Origin of the sequence: Streptomyces sp. NPDC049541 (assembly GCF_044465725.1) — a bacterium.
Lineage (GTDB): Bacteria > Actinomycetota > Actinomycetes > Streptomycetales > Streptomycetaceae > Streptomyces.
On sequence record NZ_JBITLY010000012.1, the window covers coordinates 90,161 to 115,024 of the forward strand.

The 24,864-nt window shown below is 69.3% G+C and carries 22 protein-coding genes and 3 pseudogenes; 7 read left to right on the top strand and 18 right to left on the bottom strand.

The annotated features are described in order from the left end of the window. The first annotated feature begins 68 nt into the window (after positions 1–68). Positions 69–449: a DUF6192 family protein gene (locus ACIBW9_RS35215; RefSeq protein ID WP_398961071.1), complete on the top strand. Its 381-nt coding sequence runs from the start codon at positions 69–71 to the stop codon at positions 447–449. Between the two features lie 2 nt (positions 450–451). Next, entirely contained in the window at positions 452–571 is a 120-nt protein-coding gene (locus ACIBW9_RS35220; RefSeq protein ID WP_398961072.1) for a hypothetical protein, read from the top strand. Positions 572–668: 97 nt separating this feature from the next. On the opposite strand, the gene ACIBW9_RS35225 is transcribed toward ACIBW9_RS35220, so the two are convergent. The 3 genes from ACIBW9_RS35225 to ACIBW9_RS35235 all read right to left on the bottom strand — a co-directional run bounded on the left by ACIBW9_RS35225 (position 669) and on the right by ACIBW9_RS35235 (position 3,998). Further along, positions 669–1,133, bottom strand: a complete 465-nt coding sequence (locus ACIBW9_RS35225) for a hypothetical protein (RefSeq protein WP_398961073.1) — start codon at positions 1,131–1,133, stop codon at positions 669–671. Position 1,134: 1 nt separating this feature from the next. Further along, positions 1,135–3,648 (bottom strand): penicillin acylase family protein, encoded by a 2,514-nt coding sequence (locus ACIBW9_RS35230; RefSeq protein WP_398961074.1) that lies wholly within the window; start codon positions 3,646–3,648, stop codon positions 1,135–1,137. An 80-nt stretch (positions 3,649–3,728) separates the two neighbouring features. Next, the gene (locus ACIBW9_RS35235; protein ID WP_398961075.1) at positions 3,729–3,998 is read right to left on the bottom strand and encodes a hypothetical protein; all 270 of its coding nucleotides are present in this window, start codon (positions 3,996–3,998) and stop codon (positions 3,729–3,731) included. 23 nt (positions 3,999–4,021) lie between these two features. Between ACIBW9_RS35235 and ACIBW9_RS35240 the strand changes: the two genes are divergently transcribed. Further along, the gene (locus ACIBW9_RS35240) at positions 4,022–4,615 is read left to right on the top strand and encodes a zinc-binding dehydrogenase (RefSeq protein ID WP_398961076.1); all 594 of its coding nucleotides are present in this window, start codon (positions 4,022–4,024) and stop codon (positions 4,613–4,615) included. Positions 4,616–4,733: 118 nt separating this feature from the next. Here ACIBW9_RS35240 and ACIBW9_RS35245 read toward each other — a convergent pair. The 3 genes and pseudogenes from ACIBW9_RS35245 to ACIBW9_RS35255 form a co-directional block, all read right to left on the bottom strand. Continuing rightward, a pseudogene (locus tag ACIBW9_RS35245) lies at positions 4,734–5,507 on the bottom strand (IS5/IS1182 family transposase); the annotation flags it as partial. A 292-nt stretch (positions 5,508–5,799) separates the two neighbouring features. Continuing rightward, positions 5,800–5,985: a hypothetical protein gene (locus tag ACIBW9_RS35250; RefSeq protein ID WP_398961077.1), complete on the bottom strand. Its 186-nt coding sequence runs from the start codon at positions 5,983–5,985 to the stop codon at positions 5,800–5,802. A 623-nt stretch (positions 5,986–6,608) separates the two neighbouring features. Then, the gene (locus tag ACIBW9_RS35255) at positions 6,609–8,003 is read right to left on the bottom strand and encodes an MFS transporter (protein WP_398961175.1); all 1,395 of its coding nucleotides are present in this window, start codon (positions 8,001–8,003) and stop codon (positions 6,609–6,611) included. A gap of 153 nt (positions 8,004–8,156) precedes the next feature. Between ACIBW9_RS35255 and ACIBW9_RS35260 the strand changes: the two genes are divergently transcribed. Both ACIBW9_RS35260 and ACIBW9_RS35265 read left to right on the top strand, forming a co-directional pair. Then, complete coding sequence (locus ACIBW9_RS35260; RefSeq protein WP_398961078.1) at positions 8,157–8,546, top strand: winged helix-turn-helix transcriptional regulator; 390 nt, start codon at positions 8,157–8,159, stop codon at positions 8,544–8,546. An 89-nt stretch (positions 8,547–8,635) separates the two neighbouring features. Further along, positions 8,636–8,910, top strand: a pseudogene (locus ACIBW9_RS35265) (transposase); the annotation flags it as partial. A gap of 96 nt (positions 8,911–9,006) precedes the next feature. Here ACIBW9_RS35265 and ACIBW9_RS35270 read toward each other — a convergent pair. The 6 genes and pseudogenes from ACIBW9_RS35270 to ACIBW9_RS35295 all read right to left on the bottom strand — a co-directional run. Beyond that, positions 9,007–9,210, bottom strand: a complete 204-nt coding sequence (locus tag ACIBW9_RS35270; RefSeq protein WP_398961079.1) for a transposase — start codon at positions 9,208–9,210, stop codon at positions 9,007–9,009. Positions 9,211–9,276: 66 nt separating this feature from the next. Continuing rightward, on the bottom strand, positions 9,277–9,519 hold the full coding sequence (locus ACIBW9_RS35275; RefSeq protein ID WP_398961176.1) for a transposase: 243 nt from the start codon (positions 9,517–9,519) through the stop codon (positions 9,277–9,279). Then, positions 9,486–9,695 carry a hypothetical protein gene (locus ACIBW9_RS35280; RefSeq protein ID WP_398961080.1) on the bottom strand — a complete coding sequence of 70 codons (210 nt, stop codon included), beginning with the start codon at positions 9,693–9,695 and terminating at the stop codon, positions 9,486–9,488. Before ACIBW9_RS35280 ends, ACIBW9_RS35275 begins: the two co-directional genes overlap by 34 nt. Positions 9,696–9,893: 198 nt before the next feature. Further along, positions 9,894–12,503 (bottom strand): right-handed parallel beta-helix repeat-containing protein, encoded by a 2,610-nt coding sequence (locus tag ACIBW9_RS35285; RefSeq protein WP_398961081.1) that lies wholly within the window; start codon positions 12,501–12,503, stop codon positions 9,894–9,896. A gap of 792 nt (positions 12,504–13,295) precedes the next feature. Beyond that, complete coding sequence (locus ACIBW9_RS35290; RefSeq protein ID WP_398961178.1) at positions 13,296–13,835, bottom strand: GNAT family N-acetyltransferase; 540 nt, start codon at positions 13,833–13,835, stop codon at positions 13,296–13,298. Between the two features lie 266 nt (positions 13,836–14,101). Next, a pseudogene (locus ACIBW9_RS35295) lies at positions 14,102–14,315 on the bottom strand (transposase); the annotation flags it as partial. A 440-nt stretch (positions 14,316–14,755) separates the two neighbouring features. On the opposite strand from ACIBW9_RS35295, the gene ACIBW9_RS35300 reads away from it, so the two are divergent. Further along, the gene (locus ACIBW9_RS35300) at positions 14,756–16,930 is read left to right on the top strand and encodes a protein kinase (protein WP_398961082.1); all 2,175 of its coding nucleotides are present in this window, start codon (positions 14,756–14,758) and stop codon (positions 16,928–16,930) included. 296 nt (positions 16,931–17,226) lie between these two features. On the opposite strand, the gene ACIBW9_RS35305 is transcribed toward ACIBW9_RS35300, so the two are convergent. Further along, complete coding sequence (locus ACIBW9_RS35305; protein ID WP_398961083.1) at positions 17,227–18,102, bottom strand: N-acetyltransferase; 876 nt, start codon at positions 18,100–18,102, stop codon at positions 17,227–17,229. Positions 18,103–18,708: 606 nt separating this feature from the next. Between ACIBW9_RS35305 and ACIBW9_RS35310 the strand changes: the two genes are divergently transcribed. Continuing rightward, a complete protein-coding gene (locus ACIBW9_RS35310) occupies positions 18,709–20,064 on the top strand; it encodes a cytochrome P450 (RefSeq protein WP_398961084.1) in 1,356 nt (451 codons plus the stop codon). Between the two features lie 243 nt (positions 20,065–20,307). Here the strand turns inward: ACIBW9_RS35310 and ACIBW9_RS35315 are convergent, their stop codons facing one another. The 5 genes from ACIBW9_RS35315 to ACIBW9_RS35335 all read right to left on the bottom strand — a co-directional run bounded on the left by ACIBW9_RS35315 (position 20,308) and on the right by ACIBW9_RS35335 (position 24,803). Then, positions 20,308–21,171 (bottom strand): PhzF family phenazine biosynthesis protein, encoded by an 864-nt coding sequence (locus ACIBW9_RS35315; protein ID WP_398961085.1) that lies wholly within the window; start codon positions 21,169–21,171, stop codon positions 20,308–20,310. Between the two features lie 20 nt (positions 21,172–21,191). Beyond that, positions 21,192–22,130 carry a class I SAM-dependent methyltransferase gene (locus ACIBW9_RS35320; protein WP_398961086.1) on the bottom strand — a complete coding sequence of 313 codons (939 nt, stop codon included), beginning with the start codon at positions 22,128–22,130 and terminating at the stop codon, positions 21,192–21,194. A 71-nt stretch (positions 22,131–22,201) separates the two neighbouring features. Further along, positions 22,202–22,630: an HGxxPAAW family protein gene (locus ACIBW9_RS35325; RefSeq protein WP_398961087.1), complete on the bottom strand. Its 429-nt coding sequence runs from the start codon at positions 22,628–22,630 to the stop codon at positions 22,202–22,204. After that, complete coding sequence (locus ACIBW9_RS35330; protein WP_398961088.1) at positions 22,627–23,133, bottom strand: winged helix-turn-helix transcriptional regulator; 507 nt, start codon at positions 23,131–23,133, stop codon at positions 22,627–22,629. The genes ACIBW9_RS35325 and ACIBW9_RS35330 overlap by 4 nt, the downstream gene beginning before the upstream one ends. Positions 23,134–23,222: 89 nt before the next feature. Next, positions 23,223–24,803, bottom strand: coding sequence for an MFS transporter (locus ACIBW9_RS35335; RefSeq protein ID WP_398961089.1), 1,581 nt, complete (start codon positions 24,801–24,803; stop codon positions 23,223–23,225). Positions 24,804–24,864: the final 61 nt, after the last annotated feature.

The window sequence follows — 24,864 nt, forward strand, 5'->3', positions numbered from 1 at the left end:
CCAGTCAACACGGTGAAGCAGGCCGGTAGACCGCGTCGAAGTGGCCCGAGGAACAATGGGTTGCCGAAGTGTCGTTCACCGTCCGCAACATCCTCGCCTTGCTCGCCGATGACGAGGAACAGTTCGCGGCAATCCTGACGCCACCGCCGGGCAGGTCGCGGTGGACACCGGACGAGGCCACGCGCCGCACGGGCCGGCAGGTAGCCGATCCGGTCACTCCGCAGGAGAGGATCAGCGCCACCCACACCGTGGCCAAGGACGAGTGGGTCGCCGCGATGGTGACCGGTGACCTACTGCGGCGTCCGGCCGTGGTCGCCCAGGTCAAGCCCGAGGAGAAGGTCCGCGTGGTCGCGGCGCTGTCCCGCGAGGATGATGTCGCCGCGGCGATCGTCCCCGACTCCTGCGCCGTCCCGCGGTCGTCGCGAAGGTCAAGACGGCCGACAAGGTGAAGGTGGTCGAGGATATGCCCCGGGACGAGTCCGTCGCGACCAAGGTGACCACCGGTCTACTGCGCCGTCCGACGTCGCGTTCAGGGCGATGGGCGATGACATCTGTCCAGGTACTCCTCTGAGTGCACCAATCGACTTCACGCCGTACAACTCCGTCATCGTCACTGCGTAGCGCGCGTTTGCGCCCTGACGGCCCGTCGGCTGCATTCCCGCAGAGTCTCAGGTGCGCCGGGCGAAGCACCGGAACGATGCGCGTCCCAACCAGTTTCCGGCCGCGCACTGCAGGAACGCGACGAGCAGGGTCAGGGCGATGGTCACGGTTGCCGAGACGGGCAGCCCGGCGAGTGCAGCGGTCGTGCGTGCCGTACCGCCGATCGTGTCCCCCGCCAGTGCACGTACGACGAGCAGCGTCCCCCAGGGCACCGGTCCGAGCAGCACGAGCAGCGCGGTGGCGCGCAGCCGGCCCGGGCGGTGCCAGGCGGTGCCGGCGCCGGCGGCGAGGCCCGCCGCGAACGGCAGGTACCACTGGTCCGCCCAGGCCCCGAGTCCCACCGCCACGGCGGCCAGCGCGGCCAGTGCCGGTGCGGGCACGACGAGCCGGCCGGCTCGTCGTGCCCCGGCGTCCGCCGGGTCTGTCCGGGCGGTGTGGTCAGGGGATTGCACGGCGGTCTCGGTGGTCGTCATGTCAGTCTCCTGCTCGAAGGGTCCAGGTCGCCGTGGCCTCCGCCCGGCCGTCCAGCGGCAGGTACTTCTTCTCCCGCCACAGCGGGACGAGGTTGTCGTACCAGGAGGCGGTGGGGGTGTCGCTCTGTCCGCCGGGATAGATCGCGACCGATCGGCCCGTGGCCGGTCCGGTCCAGTGGACGACGAGACGGAAACTCGGTCCGAAGCTCGAATGGAGCAGGCCGCCCGCCGCGTTCACGGTCCACGGGTCGCCGCCGGCGGCGTAGGGCGCGTATCCGAGGCCCGCGGCCCCGGTGATCGAGGGGATCTCCCGGGTGTGCAGCTTGCCCCAGGTCCAGGCGGAGGGGTTGCTGCCGAGCTTGTCCGCCAGTTCGGCCACCGCTTTGCCGAAAGCCGTCCGCATCGCGGCGGTGGCGTCGCGGTGGGCGGCGTTGGGCGGGGTGAAGGCCGTGTTGTCCGGGTCGTCGAGCGTCCAGTGTTCGAGCGCCTCGCGCAGCGGGGTGGGCGAGCGGTCGAGGTCGAGGATCCAGCGGTCCTTGCTCGCGGGGACCTTCTTCGCGTCCCACCATGGCTGGAAGACCTCGTGCAGGTAGGAGCCCAGGAACGTCCACCACACGGAGGCGGCGGCAGAATCGGTGTCCATCGAGTGGTTCCACGTGGTGAGCAGATCGCGTGCCGCGCGCTGCTGCCTGGTCAGCTTCGTGCCGCCGAGTGCGGAGAGCAGCTTCGGCACCAGTCGTACGGCCAGGTCGTCGGTGACGTCGTTCTGGAGTGCGGTGTAGTCCTTGAGGTCCAGGGAGCCCTGGCCGGAGTGGAAACGTTCGATCACCGACTGCCGGTATCCGGGGTCGAAGTACATGGAGGTGCCCAGGTAGTACGGATAGTCCTGGCCCGTCTGGCGCTGGTTGGTCGAGGCGATCACGTGGCCGGGCGGGTCGTAGGCCTTCGGCAGCGCGTCGTAGGGGATGGTGCCGACCACGTCCTCCTCGCCGGTGCCCGACAGCGGCAGCCACGGCTGGGAGCCCTTCGGTGTCTGCGGGACGTCACCGGCGAGGAGGGTGCCGATGTGGCCCCGGTCGTCGGCGTACATGAAGTTCAGCGCCGGGGCCTTCCAGCCGCGCAGCGCTTCCCGGAAGGAGGCGAAGTCATGGGCCCGGTTGGCCGTGAGCAGCGCGTTGAGGTCGTTGTGCGCGAAGTTGCCCATCCAGTTGACCGAGACCCGCCGGCCGAGCACGGTCATCATCGGTCCGTGCACGGTGAGGTCCGTGGTCAGTGCGACCGTCGAGCCGCCGCGTACCGGGATGCTGTAGTGCACCTTCTCCATCGGCCGCCAGGCGCCGTTCCAGTAGTAGGAGCCGGGCCGGTCAGCCGAGACCTTCTCGCGGTAGAACAGGGTGCCCACGGTCTGGGCGTTGGTCAGGGACCAGGAGATGTGCTCGTTGCGGCCGACCAGCACTCCCGGCACGCCGGGTATGGAGCCGCCGGCGACCTGGTAGCCGGGTGAGCGCAGCGCCATCTCGAGCCAGTACGAGGGCAGGGTGGTCTGCAGATGCGGGTCACCGGCGAGCATCGCACCGCCGCCGGCCACCTTCGGGCCGTTCGCCGCCCAGGCGTTGCTGTTGAAGTCGAGCTGCCGCACGGTGTCGGGCAGGGCGACGCCCTGGCTCCCGGACGACCGCGACTGCGAGGCGGAGGGGGTGGAGGCGGATGTGGTGGCCGGGTCGGCCGCGTTGGAGTTCGGCACGGTCGGCGGCGTCGGGGACAGCGTCTTGTAGGGGCCGGGGTCGTAGGGGCTCTGGGTGGTCGGCGCCTGTACGGGGAACCAGTCCATCGTGCGCTTCGCCCCGAGGGAGCGCTGCAGCAGCTCGTAGTCGAGCGGGATGGTGTTGAAGTCCATCTGCTGGGTGAGGACGCCTTGTACGACCAGGGTGTCCGTCGGCGTCCACGGGCGGGGCCGCACTCCGGTCAGCCCGTAGATGGCGGGCCAGTCGCCGGTCTTCTCCAGATGGCTCATCCAGGAGTTGACGCCCGCGGAGTACGCGACGAGCGCTTTCCCCGCCGCACTGTTGCGCGGGGTCGCGGCCCATCGGGCGTGGGCGGTGCGCAACACTCCGAGACCCAGCTCGAACTTGTCGCTCTTCAGCCCGGCCGCCCCGACCAGTTCCGACAGCCGGCCCTGGCCGAGCCTGCGCTGGAGGTCCAGCTGGGTGAAGCGCAGGCGGGCGGTGACGTACCCCTGGGCGAGGAAGAGGTCGTGGTCGGTTCCGGCCTCGATGGAGGTGTATCCCTCGGCGGTGAAGGTCACCTTCACGGACTTGTCCAGGCCGGGGAGGGTCAGGGTCTCGGTGCTGACGGTGGTCTCCGCCCCGGCCGAATCCCACACTCCCCCGCCGGGTACCAGTGCCTGCCCGAGGGCGGGCACGGGACCGTAACCGACGCCGAGCAGCAGGAGCACGGCGAGGGCCACGGTGGCCGAGCAGACCAGGTGGATCGCGCGACTTGCCTTGCTTGCCATCGTGTCCTCGTCTTCGCCGGGGGATGCTCCTGCCGGAAGCCTCGCAGCGTCCGGCCGCACCCATAAGTCAGGAACGTCCCCTACATCGGTGGGGGCCCGCCGGGTCGCGTGGTGCGGGTCAGCGCCGCACCACGCCGTCGGGACTCCTTGGCGAGCAGTGCGGTGACCTCGTCGTCGGAGACCCCGGACAGCCACCCGAGGACGTCGTCCACCTCGTTGCCGACCGCCTCCGTGAGCTGGCTGTTCTGCACCAGTGCGGCCAGCCGCTCGACGGCGAGTGAGCCGATTCCGACGCGCGACTCGGGACCGCTGGCCGGGTGGCTGGCCACCCACCCGGGCGTGGAGATCATCTGCCGGGACCGCGCGGTCGCCTGTGCCGAGGGGCGCGCGACTCGGTGCTCCCGCCGCGATCCAGGTCGCCGACCGGTTCCACCTGACCGCGGTGGATGTGCTCGACCAGCTCAGCCTCCCGTCCGGTGCCACGGTCCTGGTCAACGGAGTCGGGGGCGGGGTCGGCCTCGCCGTCGCCCGGCTGGCTGTCGGGCGCAAGCTGCGTGTGATCGGCACGGGGAGTACCGCCAAACGCGAGCACGCCGAGGCCATCGGGGTGCGGTTCATCGACTACACCGCCGAGGACGTCTCCGCCGCGGCACGGGAGCTGGTTCCGGACGGCTTCGACGGGATCGTCGACCTGGCCGGAGGCACGTCGCTGCGGACTGTCGCTCCGCTCGCCCAGGTTCCCCGCAACGTCATCGCTGTGGGTGATATGTCTGTGCCAGATCTCGGTGGACGTTTCGTCGAACGCCGTGTCGACCGCGAGAACCTGGAGCGGTCGGCCCGGCTGGCCCTCGACGGGCTCCTCGCACCCGTCATCTCCGCGGTCCATCCGCTCTCCGACGCCCCGGCCGCTCTCGCCACCGTCGAGAACGGTCACGCCTCGGGCAAGGTTGTCATCAAGGCGGCATGAGAAGTGCCCGGCCGTCAGACGCTGTCGACCGTCCACAACACCCTCCGCGCGCGGGCCCTCGGTCACACTTCAGTGGCATACGGTCAAGGTTCGGTGGCAGAGCGCAGTCACCGGATGCCGGGCTTCGGGGGCGGTTGGGCCAGCGATGGAGGGCCCATGCCCGGCGGATGAGGCTACGGATGGTGAGGATCGCGGCGGCGAGGCGGATGAAGAACTCGATGCAGACGCGACGACGTTCGGTGCACCGGCGGAGCTTGCCGAAGTTGCTCATCCACGAGTTCGTGCGCTTCACGACCCACCGTCCGTCGGTTTGGTCGGGGTCTGTTCGCCCCATGGGCGATCTCCGCGGTGATGCCGCGAGTGTCGAGGTCGGCGTAGACCGGCCGGTAGTCGTAGCCCACTTCCAGGCTCACAGCCGGTTGCTCGGGCAGTGGGCCGAGCGTCTTGGCGAGGTCGTCGTAGTGGTCAGGGGGGCGGGTAGCAGGGTGTGATCGCGATTGTTGGCGGGTGCGGGCTCGGTGACCAGTAGGGTGCCGTACACCTCGGTGAGTGCGAGCGTTTGACGCCTTGTTCGGCCCGGTCGATGGAGCTCTTGCCCGCGCACTCGCCGCCCGAGGGGCCCTGGTCTGGCAGCCGTCGGCACTGAGCCGTTCCAGGGCGAGGCCGATCATGCGCTCGCAGGCCCCGCGCCCGTCCGGGCGCGGGGCCTCCCCCATGCTGACGGCTATCCACTCGTCACGGCGCCTGCGCAAGTGGTTGCCGAGCACGTGGCGTCCGCCACTCGCTCGTACCCCATCCCAGACGCCAGCACCTAGATGAGCTTGTCGAAGATCACCTCATCCGGGATCCGTCGGCGCTGGCATCCCAGCGGATGGGTGGTGGCCCGCTGCGGCGATCAGCGGTGTGCATCGTGAAGCCGCAGGTCACGGGCCTGGTGTGAGTGACGACTCGGGTACTCGCGCCGACGGCCGATGACCATGGCGTAGATCATCGGGCAGGTCCGGTTCCAGCGGGATGCCGGGGCTCGGCTGCGCCCACGACCGGCCGCCTACGATCCGTCAGCAGGTCGGGACGCGGGGATACAGGAGCGACAGTGAATCACCGCGCGCAGGAGCGAACTGGACACCCTCGCCAAGGAGTTGGCCAAGCAACTGCAGGAGGTGGGGACGACGCTGGGGCCAGCGTCAGCGGGACGGCGAGGTCGAGGAGGTCGCGACAGGGACAGGTACCGCTCGACCGGTAGTTCCGTCGATGACTTTCCGTCCGTCCAGTGGTCGCGCCAGCGTCACCTGGATCGGCACGAGTTCCGCGTTGGCGGCACAAACCTCGCCGGCTTTCTGCCGGGTGACGACCTTGATGGTCACGGTCACCGTGCCGGTCCCCTCTCGGGCCGAAAGGCTGGGCCTCTCGCAGCCGCCGCCGACCGCCCTGACGGACAGAACCCTCCCGTCGTGGCTGACGGCGATCGGACGCCCGGACGCGAAAGGCTGCGTTCCGTTGAGGACAATGGGAGCGCTCGGGAGTCCACTTTGTTGGACGACATGGTCCGCCTTGCCACACGCACCCAGCGTTGTGGAGGCAGCTACCACGAGAAGCACGGTGACAGTTCGTCTCATCATGCTCCTTGGACGGAACGGAGCCCCATCCGGTTCGGTGACAGGGCTGTTTTCGAAAATCGCTGTCGCCAGTGGCATCGCGCCTCCAAGGGCCAGCGACACCTCAGTTCCTCCGCTCCACCCCGGCCACGGGTGCAGCCGAATCCGGCACCGCCGGAACCGGACCCACCCACCCGATGATCTACACCATGGTCATCGGCCACCGACCAGCGGGAGTACCCGAGTCGTCACTCACACCAGGCCCGTGACCTGCGAGTTCACGATGCACACCACTCAATGACGCAAGGAACTCCTCACGGATGGGGGCGGTGATCAACGAAGGCACGACAGACACATCTCCTCCTGCGAGCACAGGCTCCCCGGGCGGCGGCGCCTGGTCAGCGAGCGGCGTTCTCGGCGACCGGCTTCTTCTCGGCCGCTGGACGTTGCGCTGTGGCGGAGGCTCGCGGCAGGGTGACGGCTAGGAGGAGAGCGACGCCGACGAGGCCCGAGCCGATGCGGAAGGCAAGCTGGTAACCACCCGTGAGTGCCGAGGCGGTGCTTGCCCCGTCGCCCAGCAGCGCATCCGTGTGCGAGGTGGCGAGCGTGCTGAGGACCGCGAGGCCGAAGGCACTTCCGATCTGCTGCATGGTGTTGAACATGCCGGAGGCGATCCCCGAGTCGTGGGGCGTGGCCGCCGACATGGCGAGCGTGGCCAGCGACGGCATCGCGAGGCCGAAGCCGATGCCCAGCGGCAGCAGCGCGGGCAGGACGTCCACGGCATAGCTCCCGCCTGCCGGTACGCGGCCCAGCGCGGCGAGACCTGCCGTGATGAGCGAGAGTCCTGGAAGGAGTACGGCGCGGGGGCCAAAGCGTGCGATCAGCCTGGGCGAGAGGCCGAGGGACAGCGTGCCGATCGCGACCGAGACCGGAAAGATGCCGAGGCCGGTGTGTATCTCGTCGAAGCCGAGCACCTTCTGCAGGTAGAGCACGCACAGGAATTGGAAGCTGAACATCCCGGCCACCATGAGAGCCTGGATACCCATCGCTCCCGTGACGTCGCGTGAGCGGACCAGGCGCAGCGGCAGGAGCGGGTGGGCCGCCTTCGCCTGGCGGGCGGCGAATGCCACGAGCAGGGCGAGTGCCGCGGCGCCGAAGCCCAGTGTGTGTGCGGAAGTCCAGCTGTAGTTGGTGGTCTCGACGATCGTGTAGACGCTGAGCATCAGTGCGGATGTGACCAGGAGCGCGCCTACGACGTCGGTCCCCTTGCCGAGGCCGACACCGTGCTCGGACGCGAGCACGCGTCCGGCCGACAGCGCAGCCATGATGCCGATCGGGACGTTGACGAAGAAGATCCAGTGCCAGCTGATGGTCTGCGTCAGGGCGCCGCCGGCGAGGAGGCCCATCGAGCCGCCGGCGGACTGGACGAAGCTGTAGACGCCAATGGCCTTGGCGCGCTCCTTCGGTCGTGGGAACAGGGTCACGACCATGCCGAGAGTGACGGCGGAGGTGACCGCGCCGCCGATGCCCTGGACGAACCGGGCGGCGAGCAGCATCGCTGGGTCCTGGGACACACCGCACAGGAACGAGGCAGTTGTAAAGATGCTCAGGCCGGCGATGAAGACGCGCTTGCGTCCGATGAGGTCGCCGAGCCGTCCGGAGAGCAGCAGCAGGCCACCGAAGGGGACCAGATAGGCGTTGACCACCCATGCCAGGTCCGACGAGGAGAAGCCGAGGTCCCGCTGGATGGACGGCAGCGCCACGTTCACGATGGTCCCGTCGAGGATGACCATCAACTGCCCGGCACAGAGCACGGCCAGTGCCGACCAACGTGATGTCTGCGCTGATGCGTTGGTTCTGCGCACGGGGATTCCTTCCAATGGTGCACGACTTGTTACAGCAATCATCCTCTGTAACCATGAAGCGCGGCGAAAGGAGGCACTTTCATGTCACGCAGTCACACCGATGTGTCCGACCAGGTCAGCAACGAGGCGTGCCCGCTCACCGAGGTGCTCGACCACGTCGCGGGCAAATGGAGCATCGGAATCCTCGTCGCCGCCGCACACGGACCAGTCCGGTTCACCGAGTTGGAACGCGCCATCAAAGGCATCAGCCGACGCATGCTCACCTTGAACCTGCGCAAACTGGAACGCGACGGCCTGCTCATCCGGACCGTCTACCCCACCGTGCCGCCCAAGGTGGAATACAGCCTCACGCCCATGGCCCGCGAACTCCACGCAACCCTCACCGGGCTCGTCGGCTGGGCAGAACGCCACCGAGCCGACATCACCGCCGCCCGCGCCACTTACGACGCCGGCACGGCACCGACTCCCTGACGCCTTCGGAGGACCCGGCAGGCGTTGAACGATCGCCTACCGGCGGATGCTCTCAGCACCGACTGCCGCATCCATGATCACGCTACGGCGTGAGCCGGCGGAAGCCGTACCCCAGTGACCTGTCCGACGCCCGATGGGCCTTGATCGAGCCGACGTTGACGGCCTGGAGAAAGGCCCGGCTCGACCGCAGGCCCACCGGGCAGCCGGCCAAGGTCGACCTGCGCGACGCATTCAGGCACGCCTCTACATCAACCGCACCGGAATCCGCTGGAAATACCTCCCGCACGACTCCCCCAACCACGGCACCGTCTACGCCTACTACGCCGCCTGGCGCGACGAGGGAATCGTGACCCAGCTCAACTATGGCCCTGGTGGAGCGCTTTCTCAGCGTCCGGCGCCGATGGCGGTCGCCGCAGTCTCGGCCAGAAGCCGGCCCGCGGGACATGGACCCGAAGCAGTGTCAGCCCTGCCGCTGGGCGGCTGCGGTGACCAGTCGCCGAATGTCGGCCAAGTCGGCTTCGAACTCAGCCGTCAGGTCGACTGGCAGGTCCAGCCATGGGACCAGCACGTCGCGTTCGCCCTGGAGGTTGATGCCGATGGCGACGTAGACGGGCCAGCTGGCGACCGCCCCGTCCTGGATCTTGATGACGATCGCGTCGATCATGATGACGGTAGTCGATCATGATGACGGCGTAGGTGCGGTCCAGCGGCCTGTTCCGCCAGACGTCCATCACCCCCGACCTTGTCGGTAGACCGTGAGATCAGGTCCCGTGAGACCTCCACGTCGTAAATCGCCGCGAGATGGGCCTGCGTCGGTCTCGGGGCACCCCGATGTCCACCGGCCCCACACGGTCAGCACCCGCTTCTTCGACGTGCCATTGCGGGAGTTGCACGAGCCCGACCCTGCCCCGTCACCCTTCTCGTGGCCCAGATGCTCGGTCAGCTCCGCCTCCGACGCACCCTCCAGGACCAGGTTCCCAGCCCGGACAACGGCCGTCCCTCACCAACCAGGTTCACCCCCTCGCGGCGGGCCCGCTCGATCAACTGCTCGGCCAGTTCCCGGTCCAGCTGGGCCGCTCGCACCAACTCCGCACCCGTTCTCACGTTGTCCGCGACGCTCACGCGTGGGCCCTCGTCCTTGATCGCCATGAGTGATCCCCCCGGCAGAGTCGACACCTCATGCCAGACGGTCCACCCCAGGACTTACGCGATATTCAGGACCATCCCTACAGCGAAGCCCGCGGCCTTCTCATGCGTGAAGACGACCGCGGGCTTCGTGTGCCTGGCCAGCTTCGGGCATCCGGGATGTCCGGCCGAGTCCGTAAGTGGCTGGTGTCCTTGGCCAGCTCAGCTCTGCGGAGCGATGTAGTAGCCCTCCTCGTCCACGATGACCTGCACGCTGCCACTGCTGTGGTTGTAGACGCCGATCATCAGGCCGGGGTCGGCGACCGACACCAGGTTCGGCACGGTCATACCCGCCGTGAAGTTCAGGTTGGAGGCGTTCGGCACCGTCTGCTCGTTGGGATAGACCGTGAGGAACCCGTTCTTCTGCGGCTGCGTCGCAGTCACGTTGAGCACCGCGCCGACCGGCCGGGGGCAGCTGGCAGAGCAGTCCTGATACCAGCGCGGGTAGAAGGCGATGTTGCCATATGCCGGGACGGGCGCCTTGGGGACACCGGTGCCGTAGCGGGTGTCGACGATGCGTGCCGGCCCGTCGGGGACGTAGGTCTGGTTCGCCCCGGCGGCGGCCGAGCCGAAGTAGCCTTCCAGGTCGGCGACGACCTGGACGGTGCCACCGCTGCCGTTGTAGAAGTCGACCTTGCCGTCGGTGGCGGGAACGACGGCCAGGTTCGCGACCGTCTCACTTGCCGTGAAGTTCAGGTTCGACACGCCGGGCATGGTGCTTGCTTCGGGGTAGGCGGTGAGGTAGCCGTGCTCGGTCGGCCGGGTGACGGTCAGGTTGAGCACCACGGCCGTGGTGCCGGCCGGCACACGTCCGGACAGGTCGAGGGACAGGGTGCCGTGGGCGGCGATCGCTCCCGCCGAGGAGGTGCCCAGGCCGGAGCGGGTGTCCAGGACCCGGGTCGGTGAGGCGGGCTTGAAGCCGGAACCACCTTGGCCGTAGAAGCCCTGCAGATCCATCAGGACGTGGACGGTGCCGCTGCTGCCGTTGTGGAACACCACTCCCCCGCCGTCCACCGGCACCGTCACCAGGTTCGCCACCGTCTGCCCGGCCGTGAAGTTCAGATTCGACGCCGTGGGAAGGAGCTCGCCATTGTCCGGATAGACCGTCAGATGCCCGCCGACGGAGGGCTGCGTCACGGTGACGTTGGCGACGACGGCGCTGACGTCGGCGGCCGGGACACCGGCGACGGTGGGGACGGGCAGGACAACGTCGGCTCCGGCGGCAACAGGGGTCGTGGTCGTCACCCCGACGGCGTGCCGGGTGTCCAGCAGCCGCACCGGGGTGAGCGGCGTGTAGTCGGCGCCGACGACGACGTGCTTGACCACCTCGTTGTAGGGGCCGCCTCTGGGGTCGTAGCGGTCGATCGCGTGGTCGCCCGCCCGGTGGAAGGTGTAGGTGAACGCGCCGTCCGTGTCGACCGGGAACGCGGTGGCGTCGTCAAGGACGTACGAATACACCCGGTGGATCGGGCCGTTGGACGTCCAGGTGGGGGTGGGGGCAGTCGTGGTGACGGTGACCTGCAGGGGGTTCGGCGAACCCACCGGCTGGACCGTGTAGCCCCCGCCGGTCTCCGGGCCCACCACCTCCACCGCGCCCCGGTCGTAGTACCCGGCTGCCGCGTTGGACACCGAGGGGTCGTCCTCGCGGGGATTGCCGAAGAAGTCCGTCGCCGTCTCGCCCGGCGCCCCGGCGTCGGCGGAGTCGACGACGGGAGAGGATCCGGCGGGGGCGAACCACTGCCGCGCCCCGGTGACGTGTCCTGTCAATTGGGGGCTGGCGGAGATGTCGGCGCCGCCCTGGCCGGTGGCCGCCGCGAACGAGGACGAATCCGAATAGCCGGTGCCCGCCCACGAGTAGAGCGAGCCGCCGCTCGTGGGGTCGACCACGTTGTCGTCGACGCTCGTGCCGGAGGTGGCCGCGGCGGCGACCGAAATCGCGGTCGTATCGACCGTCGACGCGCAAGCCGCCGGGGAGGAGCCCCAGCCGTTGGCCGCCTCCTCCACGACGTCGTTCTTCACCGTCGAGCCGGAGGAATCCCCGTCCAGGGCAATGCCCTGTTCGCAGTTGCCGACCACGGTGTCGCCGGTGATGACCGTGCCGGGCGCGCCAGAAACCATGACGCCCGGCGCGTGGTTGGTCACAAACGGGCTGAAGATACTGTCCGCGCTCAGCACGGTGCCGGATACGCCGGCGTCGATCTCGACACCAGGGCTGCCGTTGGTGGCGTGAGTGACGCTCGTGCGGCTCAGTGTCACGTCGCTGGACGTGCCGGTGATCCGGATCGCCGGCGCGCCGACGCCACTGCTCAGGGCGGCCTGGTCGACGGTGACGTCGGAAGAGTGATCGATCAGCACGGAGGGCGCCCCGTTGGGGGCCGTCGTGGAGAAGCCGCGGAGCACCACATGCTGCGCGCCGGAGACGGTGAATGCCGGATTCGCCCCCTGCGTCGTGGCCTGGCCCCTGACGTACGCGGGATTCAGCGACCAGTCGTTGGAGACGAAGGTGATGGGCGCGTCCGCGGTACCCGAGCGGGTGATCGTCACCGACTCCTGGTAGTCACCCGCTTCGACGAGCACCGTCTGGCCCGGCTCGGCGACCGCCGCCGCTCCACTGATCGTGCAGAACGGCCGCCCCTCGCTGCCGCTGTCGGCGGCGGTGTTGGAACACTCCGACGACTTCGCGACGTACAGCACGTTGGATGCCGGCGCATCCGCCCTGGCCGCGGCACTGGACGCAACCGGAAGGGCCAGACCCAGCAGCATGAAAGCCATAGCCTGAGAAGGCCCAACGATTCTCTTCAATTGTGTCCCTTTGTATCTCTATAGGATGGAGTGACGGGCACTTCCACGGAACACCTGATAAGCGGTCGGATGAGCCCGGAGGGCGGATCGTAACCTTCGGATCATCACGAGCAGCTCCAAGCCTGGTCATGGATTGACCAAACCGGAAAGTAGCCGGTCATATACGACCGGACTCCTCGAAGAGAGCGCCGCTTGTCGAACCTGGCCGTGGCCGCAGTTGCGTGAGTCTCAAGGACAGGGCGGGAACACGGGATCGTTTCGCAAGAGCGTTTCCTGCCATGGCCAGCGAGGCGGCCGGAACCGTCACTGCGGGTGTCACTATCCTCCGCCACCGCGGCATCGGCAGCGGCATCGGCATCGGCACACTCGCGTTCCAACGAAACCGTTGTTCTCGTCCACACGTGACCGCTACCAGGTGAAGAAGGCCCGCCAGCAGTAGGTTGGTGCCAGGTCACGTGCTGCCTCAGGGGTCGCGAGGCTGGTACTGCCGAGCGACAGCGTGATCACATAGGGGGCGACATCGTCCTGTACGGGCAAACGGGTGCGTCTGCGAGATATCGAGCCCGGTGACTGGACGGCGTTCATGCAGGTTCCGCAGCCTGACGAGGCTGTCCAGCCCTTTGACGCGCTGGCCGTTTCCGTCGATCCGGATGGCGACGCCGAACTCGCCGAGCTGAGCGCCTTGCGAGCTGCTCGCCGGTCGAACTGCCCGACCCGCGAGCCCCGGCTTCGTCAACAGCAGTTCGACAGATGCGAGTTGGCTCAATCGGAGCCCTTCCCCGGAGCCCTCAAGCCGAGCCACTGATCGGCGTCCCAGGCCCGAAACCGTTCCACTTCGGTGAACCCCAGCTTCGCAGCGAGGCGCATTGAACGGACGTTGGCGGTCTGAGTGGCGAGCACCACCGGCTCACCTGGAAGGACGTCTTCGAGCCAGTCCAATGCCGCCGCACACGCCCCGGCGGCATACCCGAATCCCCACGCCCGCGGCAGGAACAGGTAGCCGAGATCGACCTTCCCCACGGCAGCGGAGCAAAGGTGCTCCGCTGCTCTCCTGAGCAAGACCTGTCCGATCATCGCCCCGTCGAGATCGACGACGAAACTCCCGGGCCCCCGCCCGGGCACCTCGGGCATCTCGCGGTCAAGTTCGTCACGCGGGCGGGGGCCACCGAGATAGGCGTGCACATCCGACGAGGCGTACAGCTCGACGAACGACGCACGGTCCCGGGCCTCGGGCTCACGCAACACGAGCCTCTCGGTCTTGATCGGTGCAGGCGGCCACGCAACGGGTCCGAGATCATCCATGTCGGCCAGCCAATCAGCGGCCTCAGCAACGATCAAGACTCGCGGCCCCTCTTGACTTCTTATCCCCCTGAGATGTCTCAGAGGGCCGCGACGATCTGGGGGCATGGGCTACGTGTTGAATCCATGCCCCTGGATGCCTGGCGCGATCGTGATCTGCCTGACACCGGCCGAGCAGGATACATGATCGGCATCAACTGGAGCGGACCGCGCCTCGTCGGCTGGAGCTTCACCCCAGGGGAAGTTCTGAACCGACTCGCAGCGGGTCACTAGCCCACGGCGCCGCACAACACTGCGCGCAGCCGACGCCAACAGATCAGGGCGCATCCCGAGGGTGAGGAACGCTTCGTGGATGTCGTCGCGGACCTCCCACCGGATCCGCAGACGACGGAACCAGTGCAGACGGGCGAACGTGCGCTCCACGACCCAGCGTTGAGTGCCGAGCCCGGATCCGTGCTCGGCTCCCCGGCGGGCGATGCCGGGGGGACCGATCCGTGCCACGACCTTCGGGTACGGCGCCCACGCCGCACGACCAGTACGCGTCCCGGCGGCCGCTCTGCCCCCACCCTGACAACCCTCTGGGATGGACGAACAGGGCGTGGACCCCATGGCCGGGAAAGCCCGACCGCCAGGAGCCTGAGAGGGAGTCTCCCGGCCGCGGAGGCGCCCGTTTCGACAGTCCTTCTCGCGGGTGGTCGCCGCCCGTGCTCGGTCCGGCAGATATGCGAGTGACTCAAGGGGGTCGGCCCACTCACCACCCGTGTTGATGCTCCGGGTGAGTTCGGGGTGCCTGCCTTCGAGTGGGAAGCGAGCATTGGCGTGTCGGCCACAACGGGCTCAAAGCCCGCAGGCCCCCACGGTCGCGGCGTCTCTGTTACGTATTCTGTGGCCTCGAACTGCCGTGCATAGGAGGGGATTCGGGCGTGCCGCTGCACAAGGACGACCCGAAATCGGTCGGCGGGTACAAGCTGGTCGACCGGCTCGGGTCCGGCGGCATGGGGGTCGTGTACTGGGGCAGATCACGCTCGGGCCGTGACGTCGCCGTCAAGGTGGTGCACGCCCAGTACGCGGAGGACAAGGTCTTCCGCGCCCGCTTCCGGCAGGAGATCGAGGCCGTCCGCAAGGTCAGCGGCGCCTTCACCGCACCGGTCGTGGACGCCGACCCGGAGGCGGTACGGCCCTGGATGGCGACCCAGTACGTCGCGGGCAGCTCCCTGGCCGAGCGGATCCGCGACCACGGCGCCCTCAAGGGCACCCCACTGCGGCGGCTGGCCCTGGGGCTGGTGGAGGCGCTGCAGGACATCCACCGGGCCGGAGTGGTGCACCGGGACCTCAAGCCCGCCAACGTCCTGATGGCCGAGGACGGCCCCCGCGTCATCGACTTCGGCATCTCCCGCGCCGTGGAGAACCACAACACCCTCACCGAGACCGGCCAGATGATCGGCACCCCGCCCTTCATGTCACCGGAGCAGTTCACCGACGCCCGCACGGTCGGACCCGCCTCGGACGTCTTCTCCCTCGCCGCGCTCCTGGTCTACTCGGCCACCGGGCACGGCCCGTTCGACGCCGACAGCCCCTATATGACGGCGTATCGGGTGGTCCACGACGAGCCCGAGCTTGACGGGGTGAGCGGACCGCTGCGCCCGATCGTGGAGCGCTGCCTGGCCAAGAAGGCCGGGGAGCGGCCCGGACTCGACGAACTGGCACGGGAGTTCGCGGCCGCCCTGCCCGAAGCGACGGCCGACGACCCGCTCACGGTGACCCTGCGCCGGGGCACCTCGTCGGCCGGCTCCGGCGGCGGCCCCCGGACACCCGCCCCGCCCGTGCGCCGGCGCCGGCTCCGCCCGCTGCCGGCCGCGACCGCCACGGTGGGCGCGCTGGCCCTGGGGCTGACGGCGTATCTGCTGATCGGGCCGGGCCACGCGGAGAGCGCAGGCGAGGCATCGTACGCCTGGCGGACCACGGTGAACGAGACCTCCCCGCGCGGGGCGAAGCAGCCGCTGGACGGTGTCGGCACTGACACCGGCCAGGCGGACTGCGCGGCGTACGCGGGTGACGTCTACTGCGCGGGCGACCGGACCCTCCCCGTACGCCTGGACGGGCGGACCGGCAGGACCGTCTGGCGCGCCGACATCGCTCCCTCGGGCTCCGGCGAGAACACGTACTCCGCCACGGTCCTCGGGATCCGGGACCACACGGTGCTGGTGCGGCAGACGGTCGGCGACTCCGCCAGGACGGAGCGGACCAGTGTCATGGCCCTCGACACCTGGACCGGCGACCGCCTGTGGGCCCGCGGGGTCGACAAGGACGGGGCCGAGGCGGGGGTCTCCGGCGACCTCGTCCTCCTGCCAGACGGTGACGGCCGCTCGGTGACCGCCCGGTCGCCGCGTACCGGCGCCAAGCGCTGGACGGCCGCGCTGCCGAAGGGACAGAGCTGCATGTTCGTGGCGGAGGCGGAGACGGGTCCGTACCTGGGATGCCACGACGACACGATGGAGGAGACCGAGGACGCGCTGGTCCTCGTGCTGGACCCGGCGGACGGCTCGCAGCGGCGGCTGACGGTGCAGTACACAAGCGATCTCGTCGGTGTGTGGAACGGGACGCTGGTGCTCCTGGGATGGGGCATAGGCGCGACGAGCGACGGCGACACTCAGTACACCGAGGTCATGCGTGTCGCCACGGACGGGAGTACCACCCAACAGACATTCCTGGCGCAGATGCAGCACGGCACCGTGACACTGGCGGGCGGCACGCTCTGGTTCGCCGCATCGAACGGTGAGGTGACCGCCGTGTCTCCGGCGGATGGGAAGACCCTGTGGAAGACCCGGACCGCTCTGAAGCAGCCCGGCGCGGTCCGCTACGACGCCGGCACCCGCAAGGTGTACGTGGCGAGCACCGACGGCCGGGTGGCAGCCCTCGACGCCCGCAAGGGCACCCCGTTGTGGGACACGCCGGCGCGTGCCGACAGCGAGCCGGTCTACGGTTCGGCCGGCCCCCCGGTGCTGCTCAACAACAAGGCGCTGGTCGTGGCCACCGGCGACGGTGGCGTACTCAGCGTCGACCCCGCCCACCCCGACCGGAAGCCCGCATCGGGGTGACGGGGCCGTACATGGCTACGGCTGGCCCGCCACGAGGACGCACGCCGGCTTCTCCATCAGATGTCCTCGCACGGCTCGATGCCGACGGCCCTGTCGGCCAGTTGCGGATGTGGCGCCGCAACGGCGGCCAAGATCGGGAACAGCAGGCTTCGGGCAGGTCCGTGCCGAACGCAGTCGGTGCGGACCCGCCGCGCATCAGAATGTCCTGCGTTGTGGTGTGCTCACAGAGGAGATCCGGTGCACCGGAATGAGGTCAAGCAGGTCTACACGACGTGCAGGGGCGGGACGACGTCCGTCTATACGACTGGCGGCCCCTGACCAAGCTCCGCACCGATCCTGCCCGCGCCACCCAGATCCCGCGCGCCCTGCTCGTGCTGACGAACCTCGAAGTCAACCGCTGAGCTGCTGGTCTGTCTCGACTTCACGTCGTGCCGGACCCATACGTTGGGCTCGACATAGACGGCTTGATCACGTGCGGTGTCGCAGTGCACCGGGACGAGAGCGCCTGGCACGTCGATGTCGCCGTCGCTGGTGAAGGGCAAGCCGGTCCACTGGCGCCACTGGGACAGTGAGCCGCTGACCGTCATCGATGCCGGGGCGATCTTCTGGATGCTGCCACCGGCCTTGACGTGTACCCGGAGCCAGGGGTCGGTCGGCAATCCGTCGTCACCCTGTCGCCGGATGTAGTCGGTCATGGTGACACGCGGTTCGCGATGCTTGGCTGTGGGACGGACCGGGGCCAACAGTACGTCGTGGCCCTGCCGGCCGACGGCGTCCCGCAGCGCGGCCAACATCCTGTAGGACAGGCCACGGCCGAGGTATTCGGTGTCCACCGTGATCTCCAGCGCACTGGCAGCTGTCGGCGCGTGCCCATGGCGCCGGTCGCGGAACGCCCAGGCGAGTACCTGATCCCAGCCCTTGTCCGGCATCTCCTCACGGCCGTCAAGGTCCGCGTTGAACGGCACACTCAGCCCTCGGGCCACGACACGGTCACCATCCGTCGCCACCACGCAGTACCGAGGGAAGTCCTCCGCCACCCGGCCCAGCAAGGCTTCCCCCACCGGATCGTGCGGTATGAAGGCCGGCCATGTCTCAGCGATCTCGTACATACGGGAGAGCAACGACGGACGCTCGGCAAGGGTGGTGATCACGATACTGTCGATCTCTGTCACGGCCAGGACACTGCCACGGCACCATCCCTCCTGGCCAGCGGTTCTGTTCCAAGGGACCCGTAGCCGCCTGCGAAGGACGAAAACAGAGACTGACCGACGATCTACTCCACAGGCTGCCGCCGACGACCAGCGTGAGCACCCCGAGAACCGGTCACACCAGCCCTTTGACCTGCGATCTCAAGTTGGCGGAGGCTCACTCACCGCTGGAGGTGGCCTGCTCCTGGCGCAGCAGGCCGGGCCGCGCGTCGGCGAGGCCGAACGCCCGTCGGAGGCCTTCCACCTGAACGTTCGATCCGGGGCTGCGGAACTTCGAGGTATTGGTCCAGCTGCAGACCTGCGGGACTGGTGCCCGTCTCGGACGGTCTGGGCGCTGGTGAGCAAGGAGCGCGCGTTCTTGAAGGACGCGGCGCCGACACCGACGGTCACGGCCGGGCGGTGAGCAATGAGGAGGCAGAGCAGTTCGCCAGGTGACCGCCCTGATACCCGGCGCCGCAGGTGACCAAGCGGCTTGCCTCACGTGGCGCAGGACACGTTCATGACAGGATTGCGCTGGGGAAGGTTCAGGGCAGTCATGGGGCGCCCATGACTGCCGTGAAGGGATCACCCGTGACGTCCACTGCGCCTCCCCCCATACCCCGGGCCGCAGGATCGTTTCCGCTCATCGGCCACGCGCTGAAGATGCGCGACAACCTCGGCTTCATCGACTCGCTGCGCGAGACACGGGAGCCACTCATCGAGATCGTCCTGCAACCCGGGACGCGCACCATCGTGGTCCAGGACCCCGCCCTGATCCACCAGATGCTCAAAGCCCTGGCACCCAGCCTCGACAAGGGCCGGCTCTACGAGAAGCTGGGCCAACTGCTGGGCGACAGCGTCGTCACCGCCACCGGCCGCGACCACGTACGCAGGCGCCGCCAGCTCCAGCCCGCGTTCGCCCACACCGAGATCAGCCGGTACGTCGACCTCATGCGCGCCGAGGTGACGGCCACCGTCGCCGCCTGGGAGCGCGGGCAGCCCCTCGACGTACACGAGGCGATGGTCGGGCTCAGTCTCGACATGCTGGCCAAGACGGTGTTCGCCGGCAGCCTCGATGACGCCGTCTTCCGCCGACTGCGCAGCAACGTGTCGGTGGTGATGAGCGGCGTCGGTCTGCGCATCATGCTGCCCGACTGGGCAGAGCGCCTGCCGCTGCCCTTCAACCGCCGCTTCGACCAGGCCCGGGCCGCGGTGCGCGCCACCATCAGCACCGCCGTCGACGAACTACATGCCTCCGGCCACGACACCGGGGACATGCTCTCCATGCTGCTGCGCACCATCGACGAGGAGACCGGTGAGCCGCTGACCGCAGATCAGATCTGCTCCGAGATCTTCCTCCTGGGCGTGGCGGGCACCGAGACGACCGCGTCCTTGCTCTCCTGGGCCCTGTACGAGCTCGCCCGCAACCCCGCCATCGAGGCCCGGGTCCTGGCCGAGCTGGACGAGGTCCTCGGCGAACGGCCGGTCACCTTCGAGGACATGAGCCGGCTGCCGTACCTGAACCGGGTGATCACCGAGACCATGCGGCTGCACCACCCCGGCTGGCTGGTCACCCGCCGCACCACCGAGCAGACCCGGCTCGGCGAGTGGACACTGCCCGCCGGCACCGAGCTGGCCTACTGCCAGCACGCCCTGCACCGCGACCCCGAGCGCTTCCCCGACCCGCTCACTTTCGACCCGGACCGGTGGACCGACCCCGCTCAGGAGCCTCCGCCGGGCGCGTTCGTACCCTTCGGGGACGGCAAGCACAAGTGCATGGGGGACCGTTTCTCCCTCACCGAGATGGTCACGGCGCTCGCGACGATGCTGCGTTCCGTACGGCTGGAACTCGCCGAGGGCCAGGTCATCCGCCAGGTCGCCCGGCTCACCGTACGGCCGCGCAACCTGCGGATGACCGTCCGCCCCCGAGCCGGAGTCGGCCTCTAGCACCACTGCCGTGACGATAGTTCGTGGGCGTGCGCGTTCCTGCCGCAAGGCCGCCGAGCTGTACTTGCCGCTCCACGTCTGAGGGCAATGCCGTTGCAAGGGGCGGCACGCCCACGGTCGGGGCCGGCGGCGTCCGCGATCTGCTGAGCGGCCGCCGTCGTGGCGGCGGGGTCTTTCAGCCGGCACCCGCCACCCTCCAGATCCCGGCGGCCCGTGGGCCGAAGCGGGGCCGCGCGGAGGGGCTCATGCGGGGAGCTCCTTGAGGTGCCCTTCGGCGACGAACGCCACCTCGCCGCCCACCGTGACGGAGCGGATGTCCTGTCCTTCGCCGTGTGCGCTGATCGCCATCCGGCCGGCGCGGCCGGTGAGGCGCCCCTGGTGCAGGGTGACGGTCTCGCCGTCGCCGATCCGGCTGTGCCGCCGCAGGTAGGCGGCGGCACAGCCGGCGCCGGAGCCGGTGGCCACATCCTCCAGGAGGCCGTCGTTGTTCCAGTGGCGTCCTTCCAGTGCGGTGGCGTCGAGCAGGTAGGCGAACTGGGCGCCGAGCGCAGCGAGCGGGGCTTCGAGGTCATGGGCGATCCGGGCGTGCTCCAGCGCGTCACCGCGCACGGGGACCATGAGGTAACGGAGGCCTGTGGAGAGCACTTCCGGAGGCAGGTCCGGGTCCAGATCACGGGCCTCCAAGGAGAACCAGGAGGCCAGCCCGGGGATGTCGGGACGGCCGAGGAAGGCGGCGGGGCCCTGGTCGAGAACTGCGGTGTAGCGGCCCGCCGCGCGGCGTCGGCTGGTGACTTCGACCGTTCGGGCTTTCAGCTTCAGGCGCCAGGTCTCGGTGTCATCGACGCCGTGCAGAGCGTGCAGGACACATGCCGCCCCGATGAGGGGATGGCCGGCGAAGTCGAGTTCCCCGGCGAGGTCGAAGACGCGCGCACCCCAGGCCCGGTCGTGGGCGGGGTGGCGGGCGAGGAAGACCGATTCGAAATGGCGCATCTCCCGAGTGATGCGCGTCATCTGCTGCCCGCTGAGCCCCACGGCGTCGGGGAACACCGCCAGGCTGTTGCCGCTGTAGGGCTGTGAACTGAAGACGTCGACGTGCAGGTAGTGCATGTTTCGTTCACTCCGGTCTGTCACAGGCTCGAGGACCTTGTGACCTCTGCGGGACGGGGCGAGGGGCAGCCGGCGTCCCTCGGGTGTCCGTCGGGTGCGGGCGGGAGAGCGGCGCTGAGCGAGTACAGGATGGGCAGGTAGGTGTCGCTGAAGGGGAACCGGTACAGGCCGTCCGGGCCTTGCGGCAGGATGTGACGCCCGTCGGTCTCGGTTTCCGTGTGCTCGCCGAGGCGCTCCACGACGAGCCCCGCCGAAGCGGCCGCCGTCACGATCTCGCCGACCGAATAGGGGTACTGGATGGTCCTCTTCGGCTCGAAGGCCGCCTCGGCGTGGGCGTACGTGGCCGTCATCGCGTCGTGCTGCGGTGCGCCGCCACCGTAGGGCCAGTCGGCCACGAAGGGGTCGAACGTGAGCACCGTCTGGAAGACGGGGTGAAGGTCCACGAGAACCAGTCGGCCGCCCGGCCGCAGCGCTGTCGCCGCACCGCCCATCCAGGCACCGAGGTCCCCGATCCAGGACAGGACCCCGTAGGTGGCGACGACCAGGTCGTACCTGCCCGCCAGAGCGTCGGGGAGGCGCTGGGTGTCCGCCTCCACGAACTCCGCGGCTACACCGGCCTGTTCCGCCAGGGTCCGTGCCCGTGCGATCGCCTTGGAGGAGAAGTCCACGCCGGTGACGCGTGCGCCCAGGCGCGCCCAGTTCAGGGTGTCCATACCGAAGTGGCACTGCAGGTGGAGGAGGTCCTTGCCTGCCACGTCGCCCGCGAGTTCCCGTTCGATCCCCCGCAGCGTCTGCCCGCCGGCGAGGAATGCCTGCACGTCGTACGACCGGTCTTCAGGGTCGGTTCCGTGGAATTCGGCGAGGTCGTCCCACAGGGCCCGGTTGGCCGCAAGGCCGTCGCCGGCCGCTACGCCGTCCTCGCGGGCGCATGCGCCGTCAGTTGTGTTCTCAGCGGTCATTGCCGGCCTCTCCTTCGCTTTGTGTCTGTGTTCCGAAGTCGCTTTCCGACGGGCAGTCGGCGGCGCAGCCGCTAGAGGAGCGGCCGGCCCTCGTCCACAGGCCCTGCTGCCTGAATGCCCGAGTTGTGCGGGCTCTGGCGCGGCGGCGGCAGGGTGGCCGCCGCGGAGGTCGGCTGTGCGCGCTTCGCCACCGCCTCGACGCGCCTTCCGGCCATGCGGCACCCCAGGCAGTCCGGGTGCCCCTGCCGGGCGCCGAGGTCTTTCACCCGCCAGTCCCACTGGTCGGCCGGGCGGGGGCCGCTGGGCTTCCCCCAGCCCGCCAGGTGGAGGAGCCAGGTGATGACCGCGGCCAGGGCGATCACTGTGGCGCCGGAGATCACCAACGCCGCGGACACTGCGATGACTCCGAGACCTGTGACGCAGAAGCCGACCAGTGCGACGGCTGTTCCGGTCCAGCCGGCGACCGTATGCCCCAGGTCGACGTTTTCGTGTGCGCTCATTTCTCAATTCCGGTTCTGTGGATGCCGATGGTGTACGCCGACGCTGATGACGAGGCACTGCCACCCCTGGCCGTCGCGCGACCGCTCGGGCCACCGCGGCCCGTCCCCGCCCGGTCGCGTTGCGGAGGAGGCGCTTCCTCGGAGGCCTTCGCAGGGAGGTGGCCCTGTGCCCACACGGTCAGGGCGGCCAGGGGAATCAGGAGCGCCTTGCCGTGGGCGGCGAGCGTGTAGACGGTGGGTGTGGGGGTGCCTGGGTGGTCGGTCCGGGCCACCAGGCCGAGGGCGGTCATCTCACGGAGGCGTCGGGTGAGCAGGCCGTCGCTGAGGCCGGGGACGCGCTCGTGAATGAGGGGGAGATCGGCCGGGCCCTTGGCGAGGGCCGTGATGACGAGCCCGGTGCCGCGTGTGCCGAGGAGAGCGAAGGCCCGGGTGAGGGCTTCCAGAGGCTCGGGCAGTCGGGGCGGGTCGGGCTGGTGCACCGCCTGCGTACGCGGTGGAGCCATGTCGGTTCCCTTCCCGGTACGGCGCGCGGAACGGATCGTGGTCCCTCGCGCCGACCGTCGTGGTGGATGTGTCCGGCAGTCGGCCGCTGCTACGCCGTCGCCTGCACCGTGTCGCGGTCTGCGCCGCCGGTCTGCGTCTCCACGGCAGCCATGCCCGGTTTGCCGGGCCGGCGCAGCAGGAGGGTGACGACGACGGCGGCCAGGACGGTGGTTGCGGCGCCGCTGAGGAGTGCGAGGTGCATACCGGAGGCGAAGGCGTCGCGGGCCCGTTCGATCAATGTCGGGTTGCCCGTGACGTGGCCCACGTGGTTGGCGGCGGCGAGGGAGGAGCGTGCGGCGTGCGCGACCGGGGCGGGAAGCCCGCCGGTGTCGAGCTCGTCGCGGTACTGGGCACTCATGAGGCTGCCGAGGACGGCGATGCCCAGGGCGCCGCCGAGTTCGCGTGACAGGTCGTTCACGGCGGATCCCACGTTCTGCAGACGGGGCGGCAGGGCGTCGGTGATCGCCGCGGTGGCCGGTGTCGTGGCCAGGCCCATGCCTGCGCCGAGCGGCAGCAGCCCGCCGACGATCAGCCAGTACGAACTGCCGGCGTCGAGCTGGGCCAGCACGACCAGGCCGGTGGTGACCAGGAGAAGGCCGAGGGTCCACGGGCCGCGGGCGCCTCGCCAGGCGACCAGGCGCGGGCTGAGGCGGGCACTGGGGATCATCGCCGCGGACATCGGCAGCACGCTCACCGCAGCCATCAGGGCACTGTCACCGCGCACCAGTTGGAGGTACTGCATGGTGACGAAGATGAACCCGAAGAACGCGAAGAACTGCAGAGTGGTCGATATCGATCCGGCCGCGAACCTCTTGTGGCGGAACAGCCGCGGGTCGAGCAGGGGGTGAGAGGTCCTCAGCTCCCAGACGACGAAGGCGGCCAGGACAACCAGCCCCAGGGCCATGCCGGTCAGGGTGCGGGTGCTGCCCCAACCGTGCTCGGGCGCCTCGATGACCGAGTAGACCAGCACCCCCAGTCCCGCCACCGTGAGAACCGCCCCGACCACGTCCACGCGCTGCCGGCCCGGCTCCGCGGACTCCGGCACGAAGACGTAGGTGCCGATGAAGGCCACCCCGGCCATCACGGTGTTCAGCCAGAACACCGATCGCCACGACCACACCTCGAGCAGCGCCCCGGAGGCGAACAGCCCCAGCGCGGCGCTGGCGCCCGCGACCGCCGCCCAGATGCTGATGGCACGCGCCTGCTGGGCGCGGGGAAACGTGCTGGTGATCGTGGACAGCGTGGCGGGCATGACGAACGCGGCTGCCACACCGAGCACCGCACGAAGGGTGATCAGGACGCCCGGCTCGGTCGTGAAGGTCGCGGCGAGCGACACTGCCGCGAACAGTCCGACGCCGCCGAGCAGCGCCCGGCGACGGCCGAAGCGGTCGCCGAGGGTCGCGGCGAGCAGCAGCAGCGAGGCGAAGATCAGGCTGTAGGCATCGATGATCCATGACAGCTGGGTCTGGTTGGCGTGCGTCTCCCGGGCGACGTCGGGCAACGCCACGCTCAGCGATGCCATCGCCGATACGACGGTCGCCAGGGCCAGGCAGGTCACTGCCAGAACGGCGCCGGGACGCAAGGCGCGCACCGGTCCTGCGGCCTGGTCCGACACGGGTGAGCCGGGCATGGGGAAACCTCCATTTGGACGAAACAGATGGACGGGCGGCGCTGTGAATCACCGCTCCGCA